At 57.6% G+C, this 22154-nt stretch carries 21 protein-coding genes; 16 read left to right on the forward strand and 5 right to left on the reverse strand.

What is annotated here, in order from left to right; translation table 11 throughout:
- Nucleotides 1-2: 2 nt before the first annotated feature.
- The 4 genes from ALB80_RS06835 to ALB80_RS06850 all read left to right on the forward strand — a co-directional run bounded on the left by ALB80_RS06835 (nucleotide 3) and on the right by ALB80_RS06850 (nucleotide 3996).
- A complete protein-coding gene (locus ALB80_RS06835; RefSeq protein WP_083445220.1) occupies nucleotides 3-1907 on the forward strand; it encodes a type I secretion system permease/ATPase in 1905 nt (634 codons plus the stop codon).
- A 2-nt stretch (nucleotides 1908-1909) separates the two neighbouring features.
- Nucleotides 1910-3262, forward strand: coding sequence for an HlyD family type I secretion periplasmic adaptor subunit (locus ALB80_RS06840; protein WP_050603275.1), 1353 nt, complete (start codon nucleotides 1910-1912; stop codon nucleotides 3260-3262).
- Between the two features lie 78 nt (nucleotides 3263-3340).
- Nucleotides 3341-3718, forward strand: coding sequence for a rhodanese-like domain-containing protein (locus tag ALB80_RS06845; protein ID WP_050603276.1), 378 nt, complete (start codon nucleotides 3341-3343; stop codon nucleotides 3716-3718).
- A gap of 92 nt (nucleotides 3719-3810) precedes the next feature.
- On the forward strand, nucleotides 3811-3996 hold the full coding sequence (locus ALB80_RS06850; RefSeq protein WP_050603277.1) for a hypothetical protein: 186 nt from the start codon (nucleotides 3811-3813) through the stop codon (nucleotides 3994-3996).
- On the opposite strand, the gene ALB80_RS06855 is transcribed toward ALB80_RS06850, so the two are convergent.
- Entirely contained in the window at nucleotides 3997-4755 is a 759-nt protein-coding gene (locus ALB80_RS06855; RefSeq protein ID WP_083445221.1) for an alpha/beta fold hydrolase, read from the reverse strand.
- A 90-nt stretch (nucleotides 4756-4845) separates the two neighbouring features.
- Here ALB80_RS06855 and ALB80_RS06860 point away from each other — a divergent pair, with 90 nt between their 5' ends.
- The 4 genes from ALB80_RS06860 to ALB80_RS06875 all read left to right on the forward strand — a co-directional run bounded on the left by ALB80_RS06860 (nucleotide 4846) and on the right by ALB80_RS06875 (nucleotide 6960).
- Entirely contained in the window at nucleotides 4846-5220 is a 375-nt protein-coding gene (locus tag ALB80_RS06860; RefSeq protein ID WP_050603279.1) for a hypothetical protein, read from the forward strand.
- A gap of 57 nt (nucleotides 5221-5277) precedes the next feature.
- Entirely contained in the window at nucleotides 5278-5868 is a 591-nt protein-coding gene (locus tag ALB80_RS06865; protein ID WP_050603280.1) for a TetR/AcrR family transcriptional regulator, read from the forward strand.
- 92 nt (nucleotides 5869-5960) lie between these two features.
- Nucleotides 5961-6638, forward strand: coding sequence for a PspA/IM30 family protein (locus tag ALB80_RS06870; RefSeq protein WP_050603281.1), 678 nt, complete (start codon nucleotides 5961-5963; stop codon nucleotides 6636-6638).
- A gap of 37 nt (nucleotides 6639-6675) precedes the next feature.
- On the forward strand, nucleotides 6676-6960 hold the full coding sequence (locus ALB80_RS06875) for a hypothetical protein (protein ID WP_050603282.1): 285 nt from the start codon (nucleotides 6676-6678) through the stop codon (nucleotides 6958-6960).
- Between the two features lie 89 nt (nucleotides 6961-7049).
- Here ALB80_RS06875 and glyA read toward each other — a convergent pair whose 3' ends face one another.
- On the reverse strand, nucleotides 7050-8345 hold the full coding sequence (glyA, locus tag ALB80_RS06880; RefSeq protein WP_050603283.1) for a serine hydroxymethyltransferase: 1296 nt from the start codon (nucleotides 8343-8345) through the stop codon (nucleotides 7050-7052).
- 166 nt (nucleotides 8346-8511) lie between these two features.
- Between glyA and ALB80_RS06885 the strand changes: the two genes are divergently transcribed.
- Nucleotides 8512-9273 (forward strand): NAD kinase, encoded by a 762-nt coding sequence (locus tag ALB80_RS06885; protein WP_050603378.1) that lies wholly within the window; start codon nucleotides 8512-8514, stop codon nucleotides 9271-9273.
- A 247-nt stretch (nucleotides 9274-9520) separates the two neighbouring features.
- Here the strand turns inward: ALB80_RS06885 and ALB80_RS06890 are convergent, their stop codons facing one another.
- The 3 genes from ALB80_RS06890 to ALB80_RS06900 form a co-directional block, all read right to left on the reverse strand.
- Nucleotides 9521-10957 (reverse strand): amidase family protein, encoded by a 1437-nt coding sequence (locus ALB80_RS06890; protein WP_050603284.1) that lies wholly within the window; start codon nucleotides 10955-10957, stop codon nucleotides 9521-9523.
- Nucleotides 10958-11045: 88 nt separating this feature from the next.
- Nucleotides 11046-12935, reverse strand: coding sequence for a propionate-CoA ligase PrpE (prpE, locus tag ALB80_RS06895; RefSeq protein ID WP_050603285.1), 1890 nt, complete (start codon nucleotides 12933-12935; stop codon nucleotides 11046-11048).
- 369 nt (nucleotides 12936-13304) lie between these two features.
- A complete protein-coding gene (locus tag ALB80_RS06900) occupies nucleotides 13305-15578 on the reverse strand; it encodes an NADP-dependent malic enzyme (RefSeq protein WP_050603286.1) in 2274 nt (757 codons plus the stop codon).
- 157 nt (nucleotides 15579-15735) lie between these two features.
- On the opposite strand from ALB80_RS06900, the gene ALB80_RS06905 reads away from it, so the two are divergent.
- The 7 genes from ALB80_RS06905 (at nucleotide 15736) to upp (ending at nucleotide 22149) form a co-directional block, all read left to right on the forward strand.
- Nucleotides 15736-16467: a hypothetical protein gene (locus ALB80_RS06905; RefSeq protein WP_050603287.1), complete on the forward strand. Its 732-nt coding sequence runs from the start codon at nucleotides 15736-15738 to the stop codon at nucleotides 16465-16467.
- Nucleotides 16430-17536, forward strand: a complete 1107-nt coding sequence (locus ALB80_RS06910; RefSeq protein ID WP_050603288.1) for a cupin domain-containing protein — start codon at nucleotides 16430-16432, stop codon at nucleotides 17534-17536. The genes ALB80_RS06905 and ALB80_RS06910 overlap by 38 nt, the downstream gene beginning before the upstream one ends.
- A gap of 88 nt (nucleotides 17537-17624) precedes the next feature.
- Nucleotides 17625-18017 carry a cytidine deaminase gene (locus ALB80_RS06915; RefSeq protein WP_050603289.1) on the forward strand — a complete coding sequence of 131 codons (393 nt, stop codon included), beginning with the start codon at nucleotides 17625-17627 and terminating at the stop codon, nucleotides 18015-18017.
- A gap of 4 nt (nucleotides 18018-18021) precedes the next feature.
- Nucleotides 18022-19329 (forward strand): thymidine phosphorylase, encoded by a 1308-nt coding sequence (locus ALB80_RS06920; protein WP_050603290.1) that lies wholly within the window; start codon nucleotides 18022-18024, stop codon nucleotides 19327-19329.
- Nucleotides 19326-20537, forward strand: a complete 1212-nt coding sequence (locus ALB80_RS06925; RefSeq protein WP_050603291.1) for a phosphopentomutase — start codon at nucleotides 19326-19328, stop codon at nucleotides 20535-20537. Before ALB80_RS06920 ends, ALB80_RS06925 begins: the two co-directional genes overlap by 4 nt.
- A complete protein-coding gene (locus ALB80_RS06930) occupies nucleotides 20534-21520 on the forward strand; it encodes an adenosine deaminase (protein WP_050603292.1) in 987 nt (328 codons plus the stop codon). The genes ALB80_RS06925 and ALB80_RS06930 overlap by 4 nt, the downstream gene beginning before the upstream one ends.
- A complete protein-coding gene (gene upp / locus ALB80_RS06935; protein ID WP_050603293.1) occupies nucleotides 21517-22149 on the forward strand; it encodes a uracil phosphoribosyltransferase in 633 nt (210 codons plus the stop codon). Before ALB80_RS06930 ends, upp begins: the two co-directional genes overlap by 4 nt.
- The last annotated feature ends 5 nt before the right edge of the window (nucleotides 22150-22154 follow it).

The following is a 22154-nucleotide window of genomic DNA, read 5'->3' on the forward strand; positions in this document are numbered from 1 at the left end:
CATTGGCCGACGCTGGTGGTCCCGATCAGTCAACCGCCGAGGAAACGACTGCGCGTAAGACCCCCTCTGCTCGCGCAGCCGGCGAAAATCGCATGGGCACCACGATCGAGGCCGAGGCGAACCAGCCACTGCTGCATAATCAGACCGGCGGCGGTGATGGCAAAGGGCCACCCCAAACTTTTCACAAGCGCACCCCGCCCGAGGATTTTCAACGCACCCTGCGTGTGTCGATCCGGGCGATCTGGCGCAACCTTGCCTTTGTTCTGGTTCTGACCTGCGCCACCAATATCCTGATCCTGGCGATCCCGATCTATCTGTTTCAGATCAGTGACCGCGTTCTGACCAGCCGGTCTTTGGATACTCTGATCATGCTGACCGCAATCGTCGCAGGCGCGGTGATCTTTCAGTCGGCCTTCGACGCGGTGCGCCGGTTCATGCTGATGCGCACAGGGGTCGAAGTGGCGGCCCGCCTGGGCGCACCGGTGCTAAGCGCTGCGGCCCATGCCTCGTTGCACGGCAATGGGCGCGAATATCAGACGCTTGGCGATTTGCAGCAACTGCGCGGCTTTATGGTGTCGGGTACTCTGATCTCATTCCTGGACGTACCTTTCGCGCCCTTGTTCATCCTGATGATATTCCTGGTGCATCCGCAGCTGGGCATGATTGTTATCGTGACCGCGCTGCTGCTTATGACGATCGCTCTGATCAACCAGAAAATGACGGCTAAACCCTTTGCCGAGGCCAACAAGGCGCAGTCCCTGGCGAACCAGCATCTGGATTCGATGTCACGCAACAGCCAGATCATCAACGCGCTGGCCATGATCCCCGAGGCCGTGCGGATATGGGGGCGCGACACCGCCCAATCGCTGACATGGCAGGTGCGTGCGCAGGACCGAAACGTGATCTTTGCGGCGATCTCACGGGCTGTCAGGCTACTGACTCAAATCGGAATTCTGGGTTGGGGTGCGTATCTGGCGTTGCAAGGAGAGATCACCGGCGGGATGGTGATTGCTGCTTCGATTATTGCAGGGCGTGCTTTTGCCCCCATCGAAGGCTCGATTGAGGGCTGGAACAGCTACTTGCTGACACGCGGGGCTTATGGGCGGATCAAGGCTTTGCTGTCGACCTCGGCCCTGCAATTCGAAAAGCTGCGCCTGCCGCGTCCTGAAGGCCGTATGGATGTAGAACGCTTGTTATATGTGCCCGGTGGAACCAAACGTGTGGTTTTGAACGGGATCACATTTTCGCTGACTCCCGGTGAAACGCTGGCCATCATTGGTAATTCCGGCGCCGGTAAAACCACGCTGGGGAAAACGCTGGTCGGGTCCATTCTGCCTACATCAGGCAGTGTGCGGCTGGACTTGATGGATATTCGAAATTGGGACCCGCGCCAGTTCGGGGAAAGCATCGGCTACCTGCCACAGGATGTTCAACTGTTCCCCGGCACGATAAAGGACAATATTGGCCGGATGCGGGCAGATGCGACCGACGAACAAATCCACGACGCCGCCGTACTGGCCGATGTTCACAACATGATCGCAACCCTGCCGCAAGGATATGAGACCGTAGTGGCCGCAGATGGCTCGCCTTTGTCGGGCGGACAGAAGCAGCGCATTGCGCTGGCGCGTGCGTTCTTTGGCAACCCGAGATTGGTCGTGCTGGATGAGCCAAATTCAAACCTCGACGTCGCCGGCGACAAGGCACTGGCCTGCGCCATAGAACAGGCGCGCGAAAGCAAGATCACCGTAGTTGTCATCACGCAGAAGCCAACGCTGTTGAACGTGGTCGACAAGATCATGCTGCTGACCGATGGGCGCGTGGCCCTGTTCGGTCAGCGCGATCAGGTTCTGCAACAGCTCAACGCGCCGCGTAAGCAAACCGGAATTGAAGGCCAGCAGGGGGGCTGACCATGAATGACCTCGTACCTGTGAAAAACTCTGCCGATGACCCTCAGCTCTGGTATGCCGAGGTTCCGCGCTCAATCAACCGGCTGATCGCTATCGGCCTCGTCATGCTTTTGGTGTGCTTTGGTGGTTTTGGGGTCTGGTCTTTCAGCGCCCCGCTGGCAGCCGCGGTAATCGCACAAGGCAGTTTTGTTGCCACTGGTCGCAATAAGATCGTTCAGCATCTTGAGGGTGGAATTATCGAAGATATCAAGGTGGTCGAAGGGCAGTCGGTTCAGGCCGGTCAGGTGCTGATGACGTTGGACCAAACCTCGGCGCAGGCCAATGAGCGCGAGCTGTTCATCCGCAAACTGCGCCTGCAAGCCATGACCCAAAGGCTGCTGGCCGAATACGGTGAACGCGACCGCCTTGTGTTTTCTCAGGACCTTATCGAGGCGTCTGACGATGTCGAAATCATGACTATTCTCGATGGGCAAAAGCTCAGCTTTGATGTGTCGCGCAAGACTCTTCTGAACGATGTCGCGCTGCTGGAACGGAACATGGAAGCGTTGAAAATCCGGTCCAGCGGGTTTGAGGCTCAGCTGGACAGCATGATGCGGCGTGCCGAGATTTTGCAGGAGGAGTACGAGGCCAAGAGCCAGCTGTACGAAAAGGGTTTGGTTCGCAAGGGTGACTTGAACACAATTCGTCGCGTTCAGGCCGAGGCGGAGGGACAGCAGGCGCGCTTGCAGGCTGAAGCTGCCGAAATAAACCAGATGCTGCTTAAATACGACGAACAGATCATGCGCACCCGATCTGCCTATCGTGAAGCCGCGCTGGATGAACTGGGCGTGATCGAAGCCGATCTGGAAAGCGTGCGTGAAAAATCTCGTCAGGCGCGCAACGTTCTGGATCGGGCCGTGGTCCGGGCGCCTGTGACCGGCACGGTGGTTCGGTTGCATTACCACACTCCGGGCGGTGTCATTGAGACCGGCGAACCCATTGCCGAAATCTTACCCGCCGATGCGCCTCTGATCATCGAGGCGCAGATTCCCCGCACCGAAATCGACAGTGTGGTACAAGGGCAGATAGCCTCGGTCCGTCTGATCGCTTTGAACCAGCGCACGACGCCAGTGTTGTATGGCGAGGTTTTCTATATTTCTGCTGATGCTTTGCCTGAACAGACCTCGGGCAGCCCACAGGAAGTATATCTGGCGCGCATTTCCCTGACACCGGATGAATTGCAACGGGTCAGCGGCTTTATTCCAACGCCGGGGATGCCGGCTGAAATCATGATCCAGACCGAAGAACGGACCTTTGCCGCCTATATCGCCAAGCCCGTGTCAGACAGCATGTCGCGCGCGTTTCGTGAACATTGAGGCAACTGCGTCCGTCACGGCTACACCTTCCAAACTTCGCATGTTAACCTTTGCCAGGTGAGGTGAAGGAGAACACGCATGCCGGTGACGGTCAAAGACATGATGGAGGCCGCCAACGCGGTGGTCGCGCGGATTGATACCGCGCAGGCAAAGACGATTCTGGAGCAGGGCGGGCTGTTGCTGGACATTCGCGATGCGACGGAACTACAGGCCACAGGTCGCGCTGCGGGGGCGCATCATATCCCACGAGGAATGCTGGAGTTTCGCGCAGATGACACGCTGCAATCCCATGATCCGGAACTGCGCAAAGATCGCCCCATCGTTCTGCATTGCGCCTCGGGTGGGCGTGCAGCGTTGGCTGGCAAGCTGCTGAAGGACATGGGGTATCAGCAGGTCTACAACCTGGGCGGCCTGGTGGATTGGGTGAATGGAGGCGGTGAGCTTATCAATTCCTGACACAGATACATTTCGCATCTGACCCAAATCAAAGCGAAATACCTTCGAATCGTGTGACGTTTGACCGGAAGTCACCAAAAGGAAGCCCGGCCATGTTTCGCCTTGCCGCTATGCTGTATTCACTGATCGCAACTGCCCTGTCGGGTTCGGCCGTAATCGCCGTATTGTCTGCCGGGTTGGTTTCCGTCAGTGCAATTGTTGGTGCCGCTGCGGCAGGGGCCGTGATCGCTGTACCGGCCTCCTGGATGGTCGCCAAGCGGCTTTATCAGGGCGCATGATCAAGCATTCAGAAACGTTCTGACGGCAGCTTCGAACTCGCGCGGTTTCTCGGCGTGCAGCCAATGCGCAGCTCCGGGGATCTTGGCAAACCGTGCGCTGGGAAACAGTGCGCGGATTTTGTCGCGATGTTCCGGCAGGACATAATCCGACGCACCACCGGACAGAAACAGCGCGGGCCCGTTCCACGATGCATCCAGGTCGGGAAAGCCCATGATATTGGGCATCTGGTCCGCCAAAACATCCAGGTTCAGCAGCCAGCGTTTTCCATTGATGTCCAGGGATTGGGTGAAGAAACTCTGCAGCGCTTTTTCAACGCCCAGTTCTGCCAGTTGTTGCTCTGCGTCCGAACGGCGTTCGATGCGTGAAAAATCAACCGCTCGCATGGCCTCGATGAACTGGATCTGACTGTGCGTGTACTTCACCGGTGCAATGTCGGCGACAACCATTTTGTTCACCAAGGACCCATGTTGCAGCGCCAGCGTCATCGCGGCCTTGCCACCCATCGAATGACCCAGCACATCGGCCAAGCCGCCAACTTGTTCGATCACTTCGGCAATATCCTGCGCCAGATGGGGATAATCATGCTGGGGGTCCCACGCGCTGCGGGCGTGATTGCGCATATCCACGGCCACAACCTGCCGTTCGTCCGAAAGCCTTTTGGCAATCACGCCCCAGTTGCGGGCGGATCCATACAGGCCATGTGCAATGATGAGCGGGGGAAGGGCGGTTGGCGCGCCATGTAAAATCGTATTCAGCATATCCCGAGTGATACTCGCGCGCACTGCTGACGACCAGCCCCATTGTCGGTCCATGAACCAGACGCTAGATTGCGCGGCAGGAGGCGCCCTATGTCGCAAGATCCAGACATTCAAACCCGTATCGCAGAAACCGTGGCCTTGTTGCGGGCCAAGCTTGGCGTGCGGGATAAAACGCTTGAGGCGTCGATCCGAAAAGCCAAACGGCGACTTCCCCGACGCGTCTATAAACAGGCCATGGTGCTGGCCCGGTCCGAGGCAATGGCTGCACATCCCAAACTGAGGCTGGTTCTGGACACACCCAAGCTGAACCACGCATCGGAGGTGGTGCAAGGTCATCTCAGCGCAATCAATCTGGCCGACCGAAGATGGGGCTGGTTTCTGGGGATGTTGGGTGGATTGGCCTTTAACCTGTTGGCACTGACGACACTGCTGCTGGTTTTTCTGTGGTGGCGCGGCTTGATCTGACCTTGGGTTCTGGATTATGCGCAGGGATCTGAACGTGGTTCAAAATTCGAGGGCGCGATGTCAACCAAAGCACAAATCCGGCGAGAGCAGTTGCGCGAAAAACTGGTTGAGGTCGCCGAGATACGCATTGATCGACACGGTCTGAGCGATCTTCGTGCACGCGATCTGGCCAAGGACGCCGGATGCGCGTTGGGGGCCATATATAACGTGTTTGAAGATCTGAACGCGATTGTCATGGCTGTGAACGGGCGCACGTTCAAACGTCTGGGGCAAGCGGTCGGAACGTCTTTTGATGGCAGCGAACCCCCAGTGCAACGGCTGATTGTCATGAGTACTGCCTATCTGCATTTCGCTGACGCAAACGCCAACTTATGGCGAGCCTTGTTTGACCTGCAGATGCCGGATGATGGCCCCGTACCGGAATGGTATCGCAACGCATTGAAAGAGCTGTTTTCTTTCATTGCCGAACCCGTCAGCGAATTGTTCCCTGAACTGGATCGGTTCGAGATGGATCTGATGACACGTGCATTGTTCTCATCAGTTCACGGAATCGTCACCCTTGGTTTGGAAAACCGTATCTCGGGCGTTCCACCGGAACAGATCGAACGCATGATTGCACAGGTTCTTTCACGAATTGGAAACAAATAGTTTCTTGAACGTCGTTCAATAAATACTTGAACGACGTTCACGGTATTGCTATCTCCATTTTATGAACGTTGTTCATGAATTTGGAGGATCACATGTTCAATACATTGAAGACCCTAATGAGTGGTGCAAATGCACGGGCCGAAGACCGTCTGCGCGATAACTTTTCTATTGAGCTAATTGACCAGAAAATCCGAGAGGCAGACCAAAACCTGAAGGCCGCCAAGCTGACGCTTGCCAGCCTGACCCAAAAACAACGCGGCGAATCCCGCCAAATCGAAACCTTGCAAACCCGCATCGAAGATTTGATGGAACGGGCCCGTCAAGCGCTGGAGGATGATCAACAGGATCTTGTTCAAAGCGCCGCGCAGGCGGTTGCAGATTTGGAAAACGAACTGGCGCTGCGCCAGCAAACCGTTGACCGGCTTGAGGCGCGTATCCTGCAGCTGCGTCATTCGGTTCAGACCGCCAACCGCCGTATCCTGGATCTCAAGCAGGGGGCAATTACGGCGCGTGCGGTAAAACGAGAGCAGGGGCTGCAAAAGCGACTGAACCGTCATGTGGGTGGCACCAGCCCTGCTGAAGAAGCTGAAGAGCTGATCGCCCGTGTCATGACACAGGCTGACCCGTTCGAACAATCCGAAATCCTGCGCGAGATCGACGCGGGTCTGGATCACAGCACCGTGGCCCAGCGAATGGAAGAGGCCGGTTATGGCCCCAAAACCCGCTCCAGTGCGGCGGATGTTCTGAGTCGTCTCAAGGCTCAATCCTGAAACTGACAAACTCGTATTTTAACTAAGGAGACTTCCAATGACCAATCGTGGCGAAAACAACCTGATCCTGATGCTGAACGGTGCTGGCGTGGCCGTGGCTTACCTGCTGCTGGGCATCTCTCTGTATCTGTCCACAGACGTGCCGCTGGCCACCAAAGGATACTGGGGCATGGGCATCGTTTTGCTGACGCTCAGCCTGATCAACGTTGTGAAATATCGCTTTGACGGCCGCTCGGCCGAGGATCGCATCAACAGGATCGAAGAGGCGCGAAATGAAAAGCTGCTGGAAGAAGCCTTGAAAGAGGCCGAGGGCGAGGTTTGATCCCATCCGTCCGAGCCGTTGGTTTCGGACTGAGCTTTAGCAAGAAAAACGGCGCCTCGGAGGCGCCGTAATCCTTCGTTTTTTACCGATTACATATTCGGATAGATCGGGAACCGCGCGCAGAGCTCCGCGACCTCGGCCTTGACCTTTGCTTCGACCGCGCCGTTGCCGTCTTCGCCATTGGCGGCCAGGCCATCGACCACTTCGATGATCCAGTCGGCGATCTGGCGGAATTCGGTCTCGCCGAAACCACGAGTGGTACCTGCCGGGCTGCCCAGACGGATGCCCGAGGTCACGGTCGGTTTCTCCGGATCAAACGGTACACCGTTCTTGTTGCAGGTGATATGCGCCCGGCCCAGGGCCTTTTCGGTCGCGTTGCCCTTCACGTTTTTCGGGCGCAAGTCGACCAGCACAACGTGAGTGTCGGTACCGTGGGTTACGGTGTCCAGACCGCCCTTGATCAGTTGATCAGACAGTGCCTGCGCGTTGGTGACGACCTGCTGGATGTAGCCTTTGAACTCAGGCCGCAGCGCCTCGCCAAAGGCCACGGCCTTGGCCGCGATCACATGCATCAAAGGGCCGCCCTGAATGCCGGGGAAGATGGCCGAGTTTACTTTCTTGGCGATCGCCTCGTCATTGGTCAGGATCATGCCGCCGCGCGGGCCGCGCAGGGTCTTGTGCGTGGTCGTTGTGGCAACATGCGCGTGCGGGAAGGGGCTGGGATGTTCACCCGCCGCGATCAGACCGGCGATATGGGCCATGTCCACGTGCAGGTATGCGCCCACCATGTCGGCAATCTCGCGCATGCGGGCAAAGTCGATGGTGCGCGGGATGGCCGAACCACCGGCAATAATCAGCTTGGGCTGATGCTCTTTCGCCAGCGCCTCGATCTGATCATAGTCGATCAGGTTATCCTGCTTGCGCACGCCATAATGCACGGCGTTGAACCATTTGCCCGACTGATTGGGGGCCGCACCGTGGGTCAGGTGGCCGCCTGCATCCAGGCTCATGCCCAGAATGGTGTCGCCGGGTTTGATCAGCGCCTGGAACACACCCTGATTGGCCTGAGAGCCCGAGTTCGGCTGCACGTTGGCAAAGCCGCAGCCGAACAGCTGCTTTGCACGGTCGATGGCGAGGTTCTCGGCAATGTCGACGAACTGGCAACCACCATAGTAGCGACGGCCGGGATAGCCTTCGGCGTATTTGTTGGTCATCACCGAGCCCTGCGCTTCCATCACGGCGGCAGAGACGATGTTCTCGGATGCGATCAGCTCGATCTCATCGCGCTGACGGCCCAGTTCCGACGTGATCGAGCCAAAAAGCTCGGGATCACGGTCGGCAAGCGACTGGGTGAAAAATCCGGTGTCACGAATATTGGCGTTCATGGGCGCTCCACATGGCTGGGTAAAACTTGCGGATTTCCTATCGGAAACGCCCCATGCGCAAAAGGCTTAAAGCGACGATTTTGCCTGCTGAGGCGTCAAGACTGGCCTATTGGGGAAAGGTATGTTTGTTTCGGAACCAAATGTGCAGCACCGGAAACCGGAAAACATGAAAAAGAGAATCGCCTTTCTTGCCAGCGAGGTCAAAGTGGCGCAAACGGCCCGGGATATTCTGGTGGCCAAACACGGTAACGCGGCGCCTCGCGACGCAGATGTTGTAGTGGCGCTGGGCGGTGATGGCTTCATGTTGCACACCCTGCACAACATGCAGCACCTTGATACACCGGTCTATGGAATGAACCGCGGTACGATCGGGTTCCTGATGAATGAATACCACGAAGACGACCTGTTGGCGCGGCTTGCAGATGCCGAAGAAGAGGTCATCAACCCGCTGGCGATGCGGGCGATGGATCAGTCTGGCAAGCTGCACGAGGCGCTGGCCATCAATGAAGTGTCGCTGCTGCGAGCAGGCCCACAGGCTGCAAGGCTGAAGATCAGTGTCGATGGCCGCGTGCGCATGTCGGAGTTGATGTGCGATGGAGCCTTGCTGTCTACGCCAGCTGGTTCGACGGCCTATAACTACTCGGCGCACGGGCCGATCCTGCCGATTGGATCGGACGTTCTAGCGTTGACGGCGATAGCGGCCTTCCGACCCCGCCGATGGCGCGGTGCGCTCTTGCCCAAGATTGCGAAGGTTCGGTTTGATGTCTTGGACGCGGACAAACGCCCCGTCATGGCAGATGCAGATTCTGTTTCCTTCCCTGATATCGACTGGGTTGAAATCAGGTCCGAACCTGGGATTGGCCACCGTATCCTATTTGACCCGGGGCATGGGCTGGAAGAACGCCTCATTTCCGAGCAATTCACCTAAATTCGGGGCGTTACGCATTTTTTTCAGTTTGTGTGAACCAGTTCACAGGGAAATCCTTACCGATTGGCTAATGTGAGGTTACCCGGAAATCACGCCAAGGTGGAAGTGAGTGGCCACCTGAACGGCGTTGTAGAATGGTTGCGCAAATTTCGCGCTGGCGAGGGTGGGTGGTGCTACGCTCGTCATCTGAATTCCGGGCTTATTTAAGCAGTTGGACCTCGGGCACAATGACCCGAGGTCTATTTTTTTAAACCCTAGCCATTTGGTTCCAAAGTGGCGCACACATCTGCCCAACGCGAGCTTCGATTGCAGCCGCCGCATCCACGGCCAGATCCTCGCGCCATCGCTGCGCCGCAATCTGAACATTGATCGGTTGTGGCCCCTTGGGTAGATCGGCCAGCCGCGCGGGCACGCAGGCCGCCGGAAGCCCCAGGAAGTTCATCGCGTAAGAATACACCGCGCAGCCCAGAACCTCGTGAACGCCTTCCGCCCCTTCTGTGTCGCGGTCGGGTTTGAAGAAGGGTTGCGGCAGGAACGGGGACAGAACCAGCGGATAATCTTGCAAGAAAAGCGACCACTCCCGCGCGTAGTGGCTGCGTTTGGCCAGCATTTTTACCAGCTCGATTTCGACGATCGGCGGGAACTCCTGAAAGTAGACGTCAAAAATCTCTCGGATGGTTTGCGAACCGGCCGCTTCGATATCCGATTTCATCAGCGTAAGCACTTCGCCCATAAGCGCGCGGTACCCAACCCGCCCACATTCGAAAACGTCCGGCGGATCAACCTCTTCCACGGCATAACCTGCATCAACCAATGCGTCGCGTGCCGTATCAAGGGCCTTTTCGACTTCCGGATGCAGAGCATAACCAAAGGTGTTTTTCGTGAACGCCACCCTGATCGGCCTATCCGGGACTTCGCCGCGCCAAGGCATCGGCACATGGAACGGGTCGCGCGCATCAGACGCGATCAGGCTGGGCATCGACAGGTGCAAGTCCGCCGCCGAGCGGGTGATCAGACCCTGAACGGACATTGATTGGGCCAGCAGGCCGCGCTCGGCCTTTTGGCTTGGGTTCCAGGCGGGAACTCGCCCCAGCCCTGGTTTCACTGTAACCGCCCCGTTGGCCGCCGCGGGAAAGCGCAGGCTGCCGCCGATATCATTACCGTGGGCCAGCGCGCCGATGCCGGCCATCACGGCTGCGCCCGCCCCTCCGGATGACCCGCCGGGCGAGATGTGGCTTCCCCAGGGGTTATGTGTGCGCCCGTAAAGCGCGTTGTCCGTGTCGGCGCGAAACGAAAATTCCGGCGTATTGGTTCGTCCAATGACAACGGCACCAGCTTTTTGCAGATTGCTGACGATCGGCGCGTCATCCGGCGCGATGACATCTTTCAATGCCACAACGCCATTGGTCGTCGCATGACCTTTTTGGTCGACGTTCACTTTGATCGTGACCGGCACACCATGCAGCGGGCCCGTTGCTTGACCGCTTGCACGTACGTGGTCAAGAGAATGTGCACGCTCCAAAGCCTCTGTGCGCAGATCCTCTACCACGGCATTCAGGTCGGGATTGACCTCATCCATCCGGTCAATCGAAGCCTGAACAGCCTCGGTCGCACTCAGATCGCCGCGTCGTGTCAGAGTGGTCAAGTCTGTGGCGCTGAGACGCCAGATATCGGAATGTGTCATGGGCCCTCACTGTGTTAGAGCGACAGTAGGGGGCCTGTTTCAGGTTGCAAGTACAGACATGAAAAGGGCGACCTGGGCCGCCCCAAGATTACTTAGCGTAACCGATTGTTTGCAAGGCGTCCTTGATTTCATCGAGGATGGCAGGATCGTCGATCGTTGCGGGCATTTTATAGTCCTGACCGTCAGCAATCGAGACCATCGTGCCGCGTAGAATCTTGCCTGAACGGGTCTTCGGCAGCCTGTCGACGACCACGGCCAATTTGAAGGCTGCAACAGGGCCGATCTTTTCGCGCACCATCTTGACCACTTCCTGTACCACGTCGCCATGATCCCGGTCAGCGCCCGCATTCAGGCACAGGAACCCAACCGGCATCTGACCCTTTAACTGATCCGATACGCCGATGACTGCGCACTCGGCCACATCCGGGTGGGCGGCCAGCACCTCTTCCATGCCGCCGGTCGACAGGCGGTGGCCAGCCACGTTAATGACGTCATCGGTACGCGCCATGATATAGAGGTACCCGTCTTCATCAATCATGCCTGCATCACCGGTTTCGTAAAACCCGGGGAAGTGCTCCAGATAGGATTTCTTGAACCGTGCCTCTGCGTTCCACAGGGTCGGCAACGTGCCCGGAGGCAACGGCAGCTTGACTGCGATGGCCCCCAGCTCACCCGCTTTCATTGGGTGGCCGCCTTCGTCCAGAATCTGCACGTCATAGCCCGGCATCGGTTTGGCGGGTGAGCCCAGCTTGACCGGCAGTTCTTCGATACCCATCGGGTTGCCTGCGATGGCCCAACCCGTTTCGGTCTGCCACCAGTGGTCGATTACGGGAACCTTCAGTGCATCTTGCGCCCAGATGATGGTGTCGGGATCGGCGCGTTCACCTGCGAGGTACAAAGCGCTTAGATCAGACAGGTCGTATTTGGCGATCAGTTCGCCTTTTGGGTCTTCTCGTTTTACGGCGCGGATGGCGGTGGGTGCGGTGAAGAAGCTTTTCACCTTATGCTCTGAAATCACGCGCCAGAAGGTGCCCGCATCAGGGGTGCCGACCGGTTTACCTTCGAACACGATGGTCGTGTTCCCGTGGATTAGCGGCGCGTAGCAGATATAGGAGTGGCCCACGACCCAGCCCACATCGGATGCCGCCCAGAACACGTCGCCCGGATCGACGTTGTAGATGTTCTTCATCGTCCAGTTCAGCGCAACCAGATGCCCGGCAGTGGGGCGCACAACCCCTTTGGGCGCGCCTGTCGTGCCCGAAGTGTAGAGGATGTACGCTGGATCATTTCCGTCGACTGGTACGCACTCGGCCGGTTCAACGCCGTATTGGAAGCCATGCCAGTTGAAATCGCGCCCTTCGATCAGCTGGGCAACCTCTTGCTCGCGTTGAAAAATAACGCAGAACTCAGGCTTGTGCTCGGCCAGATCGATCGCGCCGTCAAGCAGGGGTTTGTAGTGGACCACGCGACCCGGCTCCATCCCGCACGACGCGGCGATGATCGCTTTGGGTTTTGCGTCATCAATGCGTACGGCCAACTCGTTGCTGGCGAACCCACCGAATACAACCGAATGCACCGCGCCCAGACGCGCACAGGCCAGCATCGCCTCAAGCGCTTCGGGGATCATCGGCATGTAGATGATGACGCGATCACCTTTTTCAACGCCTTTTGCCCGCAGCGCACCGGCAAGGTTGGCCACACGGTTGCGCAGTTCAACATATGAAATCTCGCGCTTGGTGTGGGTAATCGGGCTGTCATAGATGATGGCTGTTTGTTCGCCACGGCCATTTTCGACGTGACGATCTACTGCGTTCCAGCAGGTGTTGACCCGCGCGTCACTGAACCATTCATACAGTGGTGCATTGTCGTCGAACAACGCTTTGCTGGGTTCTTTTACCCAGTCGATCCCCTTGGCGGCGCCCATCCAGAACGCTTCGGGGTCAGTTTTCCAGCTGTCATAAACGTCCTGATACACCATTTCGTCCTCCTCACAACGACTTGGACATTGTGTTAGGACCCAGAAAACTTTCGGGCAAGCGTGTCAAATGACGACGCGTCAGTTTATCGCGAATTATTTGCAGGAAACCGCCTTAAGACCTGCAAATTTTTGCAAACCCCTTTTTCATCATTGGGAAATCGATGTCTGTTAACCTGTTTTGCAAAGTTGCAAACTATCCGATGCAAAAAAAACGAACTGGGGAACGACTCAAAAGGGCGTACAGCACTCGGCCTGTCGGGCAACCTTCGATGGGGCATGGTCGACGCGACCACATTTAGCAGAGCAAAAGTGAATATTTAGTGTACCGCACTCCGGCCCGGAGTGCAGTACGTTGTTGGGCAGAATTGCTCAGCCGTAATGCGCAACCGGAGTACCTGCGATTGCGGCCATATTCAGAAGCCCGCGCGCCGTAATCGACGGCGTGACAATATGAGCCTTGTTACCCATGCCCATCAGAATGGGTCCAACTTCAATTCCATCCGCTTTCATCTTGAGGATGTTGCGCACCCCGCTGGCGGCATCCGCATGGGCGAAGATCAGCACATTTGCCGCGCCTTGCAGCCGTGATTCCGGAAAGATGCGTGCCCGGAGGTCTGCGTCCAAAGCGGCGTCCAAGTTCATTTCACCTTCGTAAACAAAATCACGCGGCTGTTGATCCAGAATGCTCAGCGCCGCACGCAACCGTTTTCCAGACCCTTCTGCTTGATTGCCGAATTGTGACTGCGAGCAGAAGGCAATCTTGGGTTCGATCCCAAACCTGCGTACATGGCGCGCAGCACCAATGGTGGACTCGGCCAGTTCTTCAGGGGTGGGCAGTTGTCGAACATGGGTGTCGGCGATGAAAAGGGGCCCGTCTTCCAAAATCATAAGAGACAAGGCGCCATGCGGGCGCAGGTCGCCATTGCCCAGAACCTGCTCCACATAGTTCAGGTGCCAGCGATACTCGCCAAACGTGCCGCAGATCAGACTGTCTGCCTCACCGCGATGCACCATGATTGCGCCAATCGCGGTGGTGTTGGTGCGCATGATCGCCTTGGCCAAATCCGGCGTCACACCACGGCGCTGCATGATCTGATGGTAGGAGTTCCAGTAATCGTAATAACGCGGATCGTTTTCCGGGTTTACGATCTGGCAATCCGATCCGGGACGAATGGTCAGGCCCAGCTTTTCGCAGCGTGCCTCGATCACTTCAGGACGTCCGATCAGGATTGGCGTTTCCGTTGTCTCTTCTAGGATCGCTTGTGCAGAGCGTAGCACGCGTTCGTCCTCGCCCTCGGCGAAGACGATCCGACGGGATGCGACCGCAGCGGCCTCGAAAACGGGACGCATCAGAAGTGCAGATTTGAAAACGGATTGGTTCAGCTTTTCCCTGTACGCCTCAAAATCCTCGATAGGCCGCTTGGCCACTCCACTTTCCATGGCGGCCTTGGCCACGGCGGATGAAACCACGCCTACCAGTCGTGGGTCGAAGGGTTTGGGGATCAGGTAATCCGGCCCAAAGGTCAGCTGTTCACCCTTGTAAGCTGCGGCAGCCTCGGCACTTGTTGTCGCGCGGGCCATTTCGGCGATACCGTCGACGCACGCGATCTGCATCTCATCGTTGATCTCGGTCGCACCCACATCCAGCGCACCTCGGAAGATAAATGGAAAACACAGCACGTTATTGACCTGATTGGGAAAATCGCTGCGTCCCGTGGCTATGATCGCGTCTGGCGCAACTTCACGTGCGGCTTGAGGCAGAATTTCCGGGGTCGGATTGGCCAGCGCAAAAATAATCGGGCGGCTGGCCATTTTTGCAACCATCTCGGGTTTCAGCACATTTGGGCCGCTGAGGCCCAGAAACAGATCCGCATCGTCGATGACGTCATCCAATGTCCGCAGATCCGAGTTCTGAGCGAATTGGGATTTCTGCGGATTCATGTCTTCGGCCCGGCCTTCATAGACAAGCCCATGAATGTCGCACAGCCAAATGTTCTCGCGCTTGACGCCCAGTTTCACCAGCATGTTCAGGCAGGCAATCCCGGCAGCCCCGCCTCCGGTCGACACCACCTTGATGGTGTCAAAGGACTTCCCGGTCACGTGCAGCGCGTTCTTCGCGGCGGCCCCAACCACAATGGCAGTGCCGTGCTGGTCGTCATGAAAAACAGGTATATTCATGCGCTCGCGGCAAAGCTTTTCGACGATGAAACAATCGGGGGCCTTGATGTCTTCCAAGTTGATTGCGCCAAAGGTGGGTTCGAGTGCGCAAACGATATCCGCCAGCTTCTCGGGGTCGGATTGATCGACTTCGATATCAAAGCAATCGATGCCTGCGAACTTCTTGAACAGGACGGCCTTGCCCTCCATCACCGGTTTTGAGGCTAGTGCCCCAATGTTGCCCAGACCCAGAACGGCCGTACCATTGGACACCACCGCAACCAGATTGCCGCGCGCGGTGTAGCGTTCGGCATTTGCCGCGTCGGCCTTGATTTCAAGACTGGCCTCGGCCACGCCGGGGGAATAGGCCCGCGCCAGATCGCGCCCGTTGGCCATTGGCTTGGTGGCCTTGATCTCAAGCTTTCCGGGCTTCGGATGGGCGTGATATTCAAGCGCGGCCTGTCGCAAACTGGGGGTGTCAGACATCGGCGTTTCTTCTCCCTAAGAAATATAATTTAACTTTAAACTATATTTTCGCGCTTGGCTACGTAGCGTCACCTTGGCGAGTTGTCGCAACTGTGAAGTGAATGCGGATTGATACTTGTCACAAGACTTTTACATCTGATCGACTTTGCGATCCACAATGGCACACAGGCATATCGAAGCAGTCATGACGTTCAAAGCAGATGATCAGGTCGACAATCTGTTCACCGGTCCTGTGACCGGATTCGAATTTATCCAACTGGTGTTGTGGGGTGCAGTGCTTTTGGCTTCTGCTCTTGTTGTCACGGTTCTCATTTGGCCCGGGCACGTGGCGGGTTACAATCAAGAAGGCGGCGTGATCGAAACTGTTTCCGCTGCGGGTCTGTTCGCCGCGGGTTTGGTGGCGCTGTGGCGCTACCGAGGCTTTTGCCGATCATATATTGGCCTCACGTTCCTATTGCTTGCCGAGCGAGAACTGGAGGCCGATATTTATTCCAAGGACAGTTTGCCGTTCATGCTCTTAGACAGTCTGGATGTATTTCTGGATATCTCCTGGGTTAGGGTTGCGCTGGTATTGATAATGCTTGGTGGTGCCATCTGGCACGGCATTCCCACAGGATTGCGGGCGTTCAAACGCCGTAACCTCTCCCTGATGGTGTTTTTCGCGGCAGGATGTGTTGCCGTAATTGCCCAGCTTCTGGAAGAGTATGCCGGGCTGTACAGCGGGGCTTTGTCAGATCTTATGAAAGTGCGGCTTTTTGTTCTGGAAGAAACGCTCGAGATGTTCTTTTCGATTGGCATTTTGGCCTCTGTTCTGATCGGATGGCCCAAAACGCAATCCAACGGAACAACCCATGACCAAGACAGCCGATCCATCGCAGACCTACGCTGAATTCCGCCTGCCCACACAGGAATTGCGCGACGACATTCCCTTTTACACAAAGCGGTTGGGGATGAAGATGGACATGATCTATCCCGCAGACGATCCGCGCGTAGCGGTGTTCTCAGGACATGGATTGCGGTTGCGCATCGAAAAGGATGCACCTGAAAGCGCTGGAACGCTGCGGATTCTGACCGATGACCCCGAAGGTTTCGCCAATGGTGAACGCGTTCTTGTTGCGCCAAACGGGACCCGTGTTGAAATCGAAGAGCGGAACCCGCCGCTGGTGATGCCTGAAACGGTCCATTCCTTCGTGGTGCGCAGGCTCAAGGATCAGGCGCCATGGATCATTGGGCGTGCCGGAATGCATTACCGTGATCTGGTGCCAGACCGTCTGGGCGGTTCGATCATCGCCAGCCATATCCGTATTCCTGACGGAGGCCCCGTGCCAGACATGGTGCATTTTCACAAGGTCGGGTTTCAGTTGATCTTTTGCATCCATGGTTGGGTGGATGTGGTCTATGAAGATCAGGGTCAGAAAATGCGTCTGACCGCTGGGGATTGCTTTATCCAGCCGCCAGAAATTCGGCACCGCGTGCTGGAAGCATCCGACAATGTACAGGTCATTGAGATCGGCGTGCCAGCCGAACATGTCACGGAAATCGACCATGACATGCAGCTACCCACGCCGCATTTTCGTCCTGAGCGTGAATGGCAGGGACAGCGCTTTGTCTACAATCAGGCAACGGGGGCCGAATGGGTGCCGTTCCGTTTGCCGGGGTATCTCTGCCGTGACACTACGATTGCTGAAAATACAAAAGGCGTCGCCGGAGTTCAGGTTGTGCGCAAAGGCCAGGGTGATCCGGAATGGGCCAGCCATGACACCGATATCCACTTCACTTTCGTGATGGACGGTGAAGTGACGCTGGAAGGTGAAGGCCGCGAGCCATACCGGCTGGAGCAGGGCGACGCATTTGTCATTCCACCGGGGATGCGTACGCGACTGTCTGCGCCGTCGGACGACATTGAATTGCTGGAAGTCACCTTGCCCGGTACATTCAACACAACGCTGGGGGACTGAAAAACAAGGTTGAGGGGGCTTCTATTCCCCCGCCTTTTTCCGTTAGGGTCCAATTTTCTGACCAGATGATCAAAAATGGGGAATCGCCATGTCGCTTAAAGACGCTGCCTTGTCCGTACGGGAAAACGCTTATGCGCCTTATTCGAACTTCAAGGTTGGAGCGGTGCTGCGGTCTTCCTCGGGTCAGGTTTATTCCGGTTGTAATGTCGAGAACGTGGCCTACCCCGAAGGCACCTGTGCCGAGGCCGGTGCAATTGCTGCGATGGTTGCCGCGGGTGAACAAGAACTGACCGAGGTCTATGTGGTCGCCTCCAGCCCTCAGCCCGTGCCACCTTGCGGTGGGTGCCGACAAAAGCTGGCCGAGTTTGGCACGCGTGATGTGAAAGTCACTCTGGCGACAGTGGACGGTGCAGAGTTCGAAACCACCATCGGAGAATTGCTGCCAGGCGCGTTCGATGCCTCTCACATGGAAGATGTCTGAGCGCATGGACGCCCGTTCAATCATTGCAAAACTGCGCAGGCATAAGGTGCCGGGACGCGAGGAGCTGATCTGGTTCGCGCAGGGGCTGGCCGACGGCAGCGTCAGCGATGCGCAGGCCGGTGCTTTTGCCATGGCTGTCTGTATGGGTGGTTTGGGCGCGCAAGGGCGCGCAGATTTGACGGTTGCGATGCGCGACAGCGGCGATGTTCTTTCGTGGGATGTCGACGGGCCGGTTATCGACAAACACTCGACCGGCGGAGTCGGGGACAGTGTAAGCTTAATTCTTGCCCCGGCGCTGGCGGAATGCGGGGCATATGTTCCAATGATTTCGGGCCGAGGCTTGGGCCACACTGGTGGGACTCTGGACAAGCTTGAGGCGATACCGGGTGTCAGCACGCAGATCGGGCAAGATCGCCTTGCGCAGATCTTGCGTGAAACGGGCGCGGCCATCGTAGGTGCGACGGGTCAGATCGCACCGGCAGACAAGCGGCTTTATGCGGTGCGTGACGTAACCGCGACGGTCGAAAGCCTGGACCTTATCACGGCATCGATCCTGTCCAAAAAGCTGGCGGCCAGCCCGGATGCGCTGGTTCTTGACGTCAAGGTCGGCAGCGGTGCCTTCATGAAAACGCTGGAGGACGCCCATAAGCTGGCCACAGCCTTGACCGAGACTGCAAACGCGGCTGGGTGCCGAACGTCTGCGGTGATCACGGATATGAATCAGCCGCTTGCCCCCGCGTTGGGCAATGCTTTGGAAGTCGCAGAGGTGATGAAGGCCCTGACTGGGCCGCAGGCTTCACCATTGGCGGTCATCTCTGCCGAGTTAGGGGGTGTTTTGCTGACGGATGCCGGAATGTGCGGGTCGGTTGAGGAAGGGCGCGAACAGATTGCGGAAATCATCCGCGACGGGCGTGCCGCCGAACGATTTGGTCGCATGATGGCTGCGGTCGGTGGACCCGTTCAGTTCGTCGAGAACTGGGCTCGGTTCCTGCCAGAGGCGAATGTTATTCAGGAAGTCAGAGCCCCTGAAGATGGCTATATCTCTGCCATCAACGGGGAAGCGTTGGGCCTTGCCGTTGTGGCGCTGGGCGGTGGCCGACAGATCGAAAATGACGAGATCGACCCCGCTGTTGGGATCTCGGATATTCTCCGACTGGGGTATCGTGTGACCAAAGGTTCACCAATCGCCGTGATCCATGCTGCTCGGGAAGATGCGGCACGGCGGGCCGCAGAAAGCGTGCTCACCGCGATCACGATCAGCGATACCGCTCCGACGCTGCCCGATCTGATCCACGAAAGGATCAGCCTATGAGCCGTGCTTTCCTTGTTGTCATGGATTCTGTTGGTATAGGCGGAGCACCTGATGCCAGTCAGTTTTTCAACGGCGACGTTCCGGATACCGGGGCGAATACACTGGCTCACATCGCGCTGGCTTGTGCGGAAGGGCGTGCAGAAGACGGGCGCTCTGGCCCTTTGGATCTGCCGAACCTGGATGCATTGGGGCTGGGCGCGGCAACACGCTTGGCATCCGGGGACGCGACTCCGGGATTGGATGCCGAACCCACTGGCCTGTGGGGCTGCGCGCGCGAGCATTCGCCCGGTAAGGATACGCCCTCTGGCCACTGGGAACTGGCTGGCCTACCAGTGCCATGGGACTGGCACTATTTCCCAGACACGGTTCCAGCTTTTCCCGAGGACCTGAGTCGTGCAGCGGCTGAGGCCGCCGGAACCGAAGGGATCCTTGGGGATTGTCATGCTTCGGGCACAGCGATCATTGCCGATTTGGGGGCCGAGCACATGCGCACCGGCTGGCCGATCTGTTACACCTCTGCTGACAGCGTGTTTCAGATCGCCGCGCATGAAGAAAGCTTTGGGTTGGAACGGCTGCTGAACTTGTGCCGCAGGCTTGCCCCGCGATTGCATGAAGTGAAAGTGGGACGTGTCATTGCACGCCCCTTTGTTGGAACGCCTGAGGCCGGGTTCGAACGGACAACCAATCGCAAGGATTTCGCCATTGTACCGCCTGCACCGGTGCTGACCAACTGGGTGCAGGATGCGGGGCGCACGGTTCACGCCGTGGGCAAGATCGGCGACATCTTTTCGATGCAGGGCATCGACACGCTGCGCAAAGGGTCGGATGCCGAATTGATGCAGCACCTGTCTGATCTCGCGGACGAGGCGGAAGAGGGCAGTTTGACTTTCGCCAATTTCGTCGAATTCGACAGCTTGTATGGCCATCGCCGCGACATCAGCGGATATGCCCGCGCGCTGGAATGGTTCGACCAGGAGATCGGGAAAATTCTGACCAAACTCCGCCGAGGCGACGTGTTGCTGCTGACTGCGGATCATGGCAATGATCCCAGCTGGACCGGAACGGATCACACGCGTGAACAGGTGCCGGTTCTGATTGCAGGGCAGGGTGCGGGACAGATCGAGCAAGTGGATTTTGCCGACGTCGCCGCCAGTATCGCCCACCACCTGAACGTTCCGGTACAAGGACCGGGAAGGAACTTTCTATGAGTGTCGCTGACTTACCCAAAATAGAACTGCACCTGCATCACGAAGGCGCAGCCCCGCCGGCTTTCATCCGTCAGCTTGCGCACGAAAAGCGCGTTGATCTGAGCGGTATCTTCAAGCCCGACGGATCGTATGACTTCCGAGACTTCGCGCATTTCCTGAGCGTGTATGAAGCCGCTTGTGAGGTGCTGAAAACGCCCGAAGACTTTCGGCGGCTAACTTTGGCCATTCTGGAAGAAAGCGCCGAGAATGGCGTGGTCTACTCTGAAACCTTTCTCAGCCCGGATTTCTGCGGTGGCGGCGATCTGCACGCATGGCGGGATTATCTTAACGCCATTCAGGACGCCGCAGACGAGGCCGAGCGCAAGTTCGATATCACTTTGCGTGGTGTGATCACTTGTGTGCGCCATTTTGGCCCCGAACAGGCCAAGCGCAGCGCCCATTGCGCGGCAGAGACCGCGAGCGACTGGATCACCGGTTTTGGCATGGGCGGAAATGAATCCATTGGAACACAGGGCGATTTCAAATGGGCCTTCGACTGCGCACTCGAAGCGGGGCTGCGTCTGACCACACATGCGGGTGAGTTCGGTGGTCCTGAAAGTGTGCGCGATGCAGTCCGCGATCTGGGAGTCGAGCGCATCGGTCACGGTGTTCGCGCCATCGAAGACCCCGACCTTGTTCGCGAGTTGGTGGATCGGGACATCATTCTTGAAGTCTGCCCAGGTTCGAACGTGGTTCTGGGCCTTTTCCCTGATTTCGCGACCCACCCGATTGCGCGCTTGCGCGAAGCGGGCGTGAAGGTCACGGTATCCACGGACGACCCGCCGTTTTTTCACACAACCATGCGTCGGGAATATGAGATGTTGAGCGCAGCATTTGGCTGGGAGGCCGAAGATTTTGCGGCACTGAATGAGACGGCCCTTGCAGCGGCCTTTTGCGATGAAGACACCCGCGCGCGGGTCAAGAAAAGACTGGAGAGAACATGAGCGAACATCTGACCGTCGTCGATCACCCGCTGGTGCAACACAAATTGACGCTCATGCGGGACAAGGGGCGCTCGACCGCCGAGTTCCGGCAATTGCTACGCGAAATCACCCTGCTTCTGGCCTATGAGGTAACACGGGAAATCCCGTTGACCACGCGTCACATCGAAACGCCGATGGAAGAGATGGACGCCCCTATTCTGGCAGGCAAGAAGATGGCGCTTGTGTCAATCCTACGCGCCGGAAACGGGATGCTGGATGGGGTGTTGGAACTTGTGCCCTCTGCACGCGTTGGCTTTGTCGGGCTGTACCGTGACGAAGAAACCTTGAAGCCCGTACAATATTATTTCAAAGCACCTGAGGGCCTGAAAGACCGCTTGGTCATCGCCGTGGATCCGATGCTGGCCACCGGCAACAGCTCGGCCGCAGCCATTGATCTGCTGAAAGAGGCGGGCGCAACGGATATCCGCTTCCTCTGCCTGTTGGCCGCGCCCGAGGGCGTCGCGCGCATGAAAGAGGCGCACCCGGATGTGCACATCGTGACCGCTGCATTGGACCGCGAGTTGAACTCGAAAGGTTATATTATGCCAGGTCTGGGCGACGCAGGCGACCGGATGTTCGGAACCAAGTAGCCGGG

Source organism: Ruegeria sp. 6PALISEP08 (genome assembly GCF_001238295.1).
GTDB lineage: Bacteria > Pseudomonadota > Alphaproteobacteria > Rhodobacterales > Rhodobacteraceae > Ruegeria.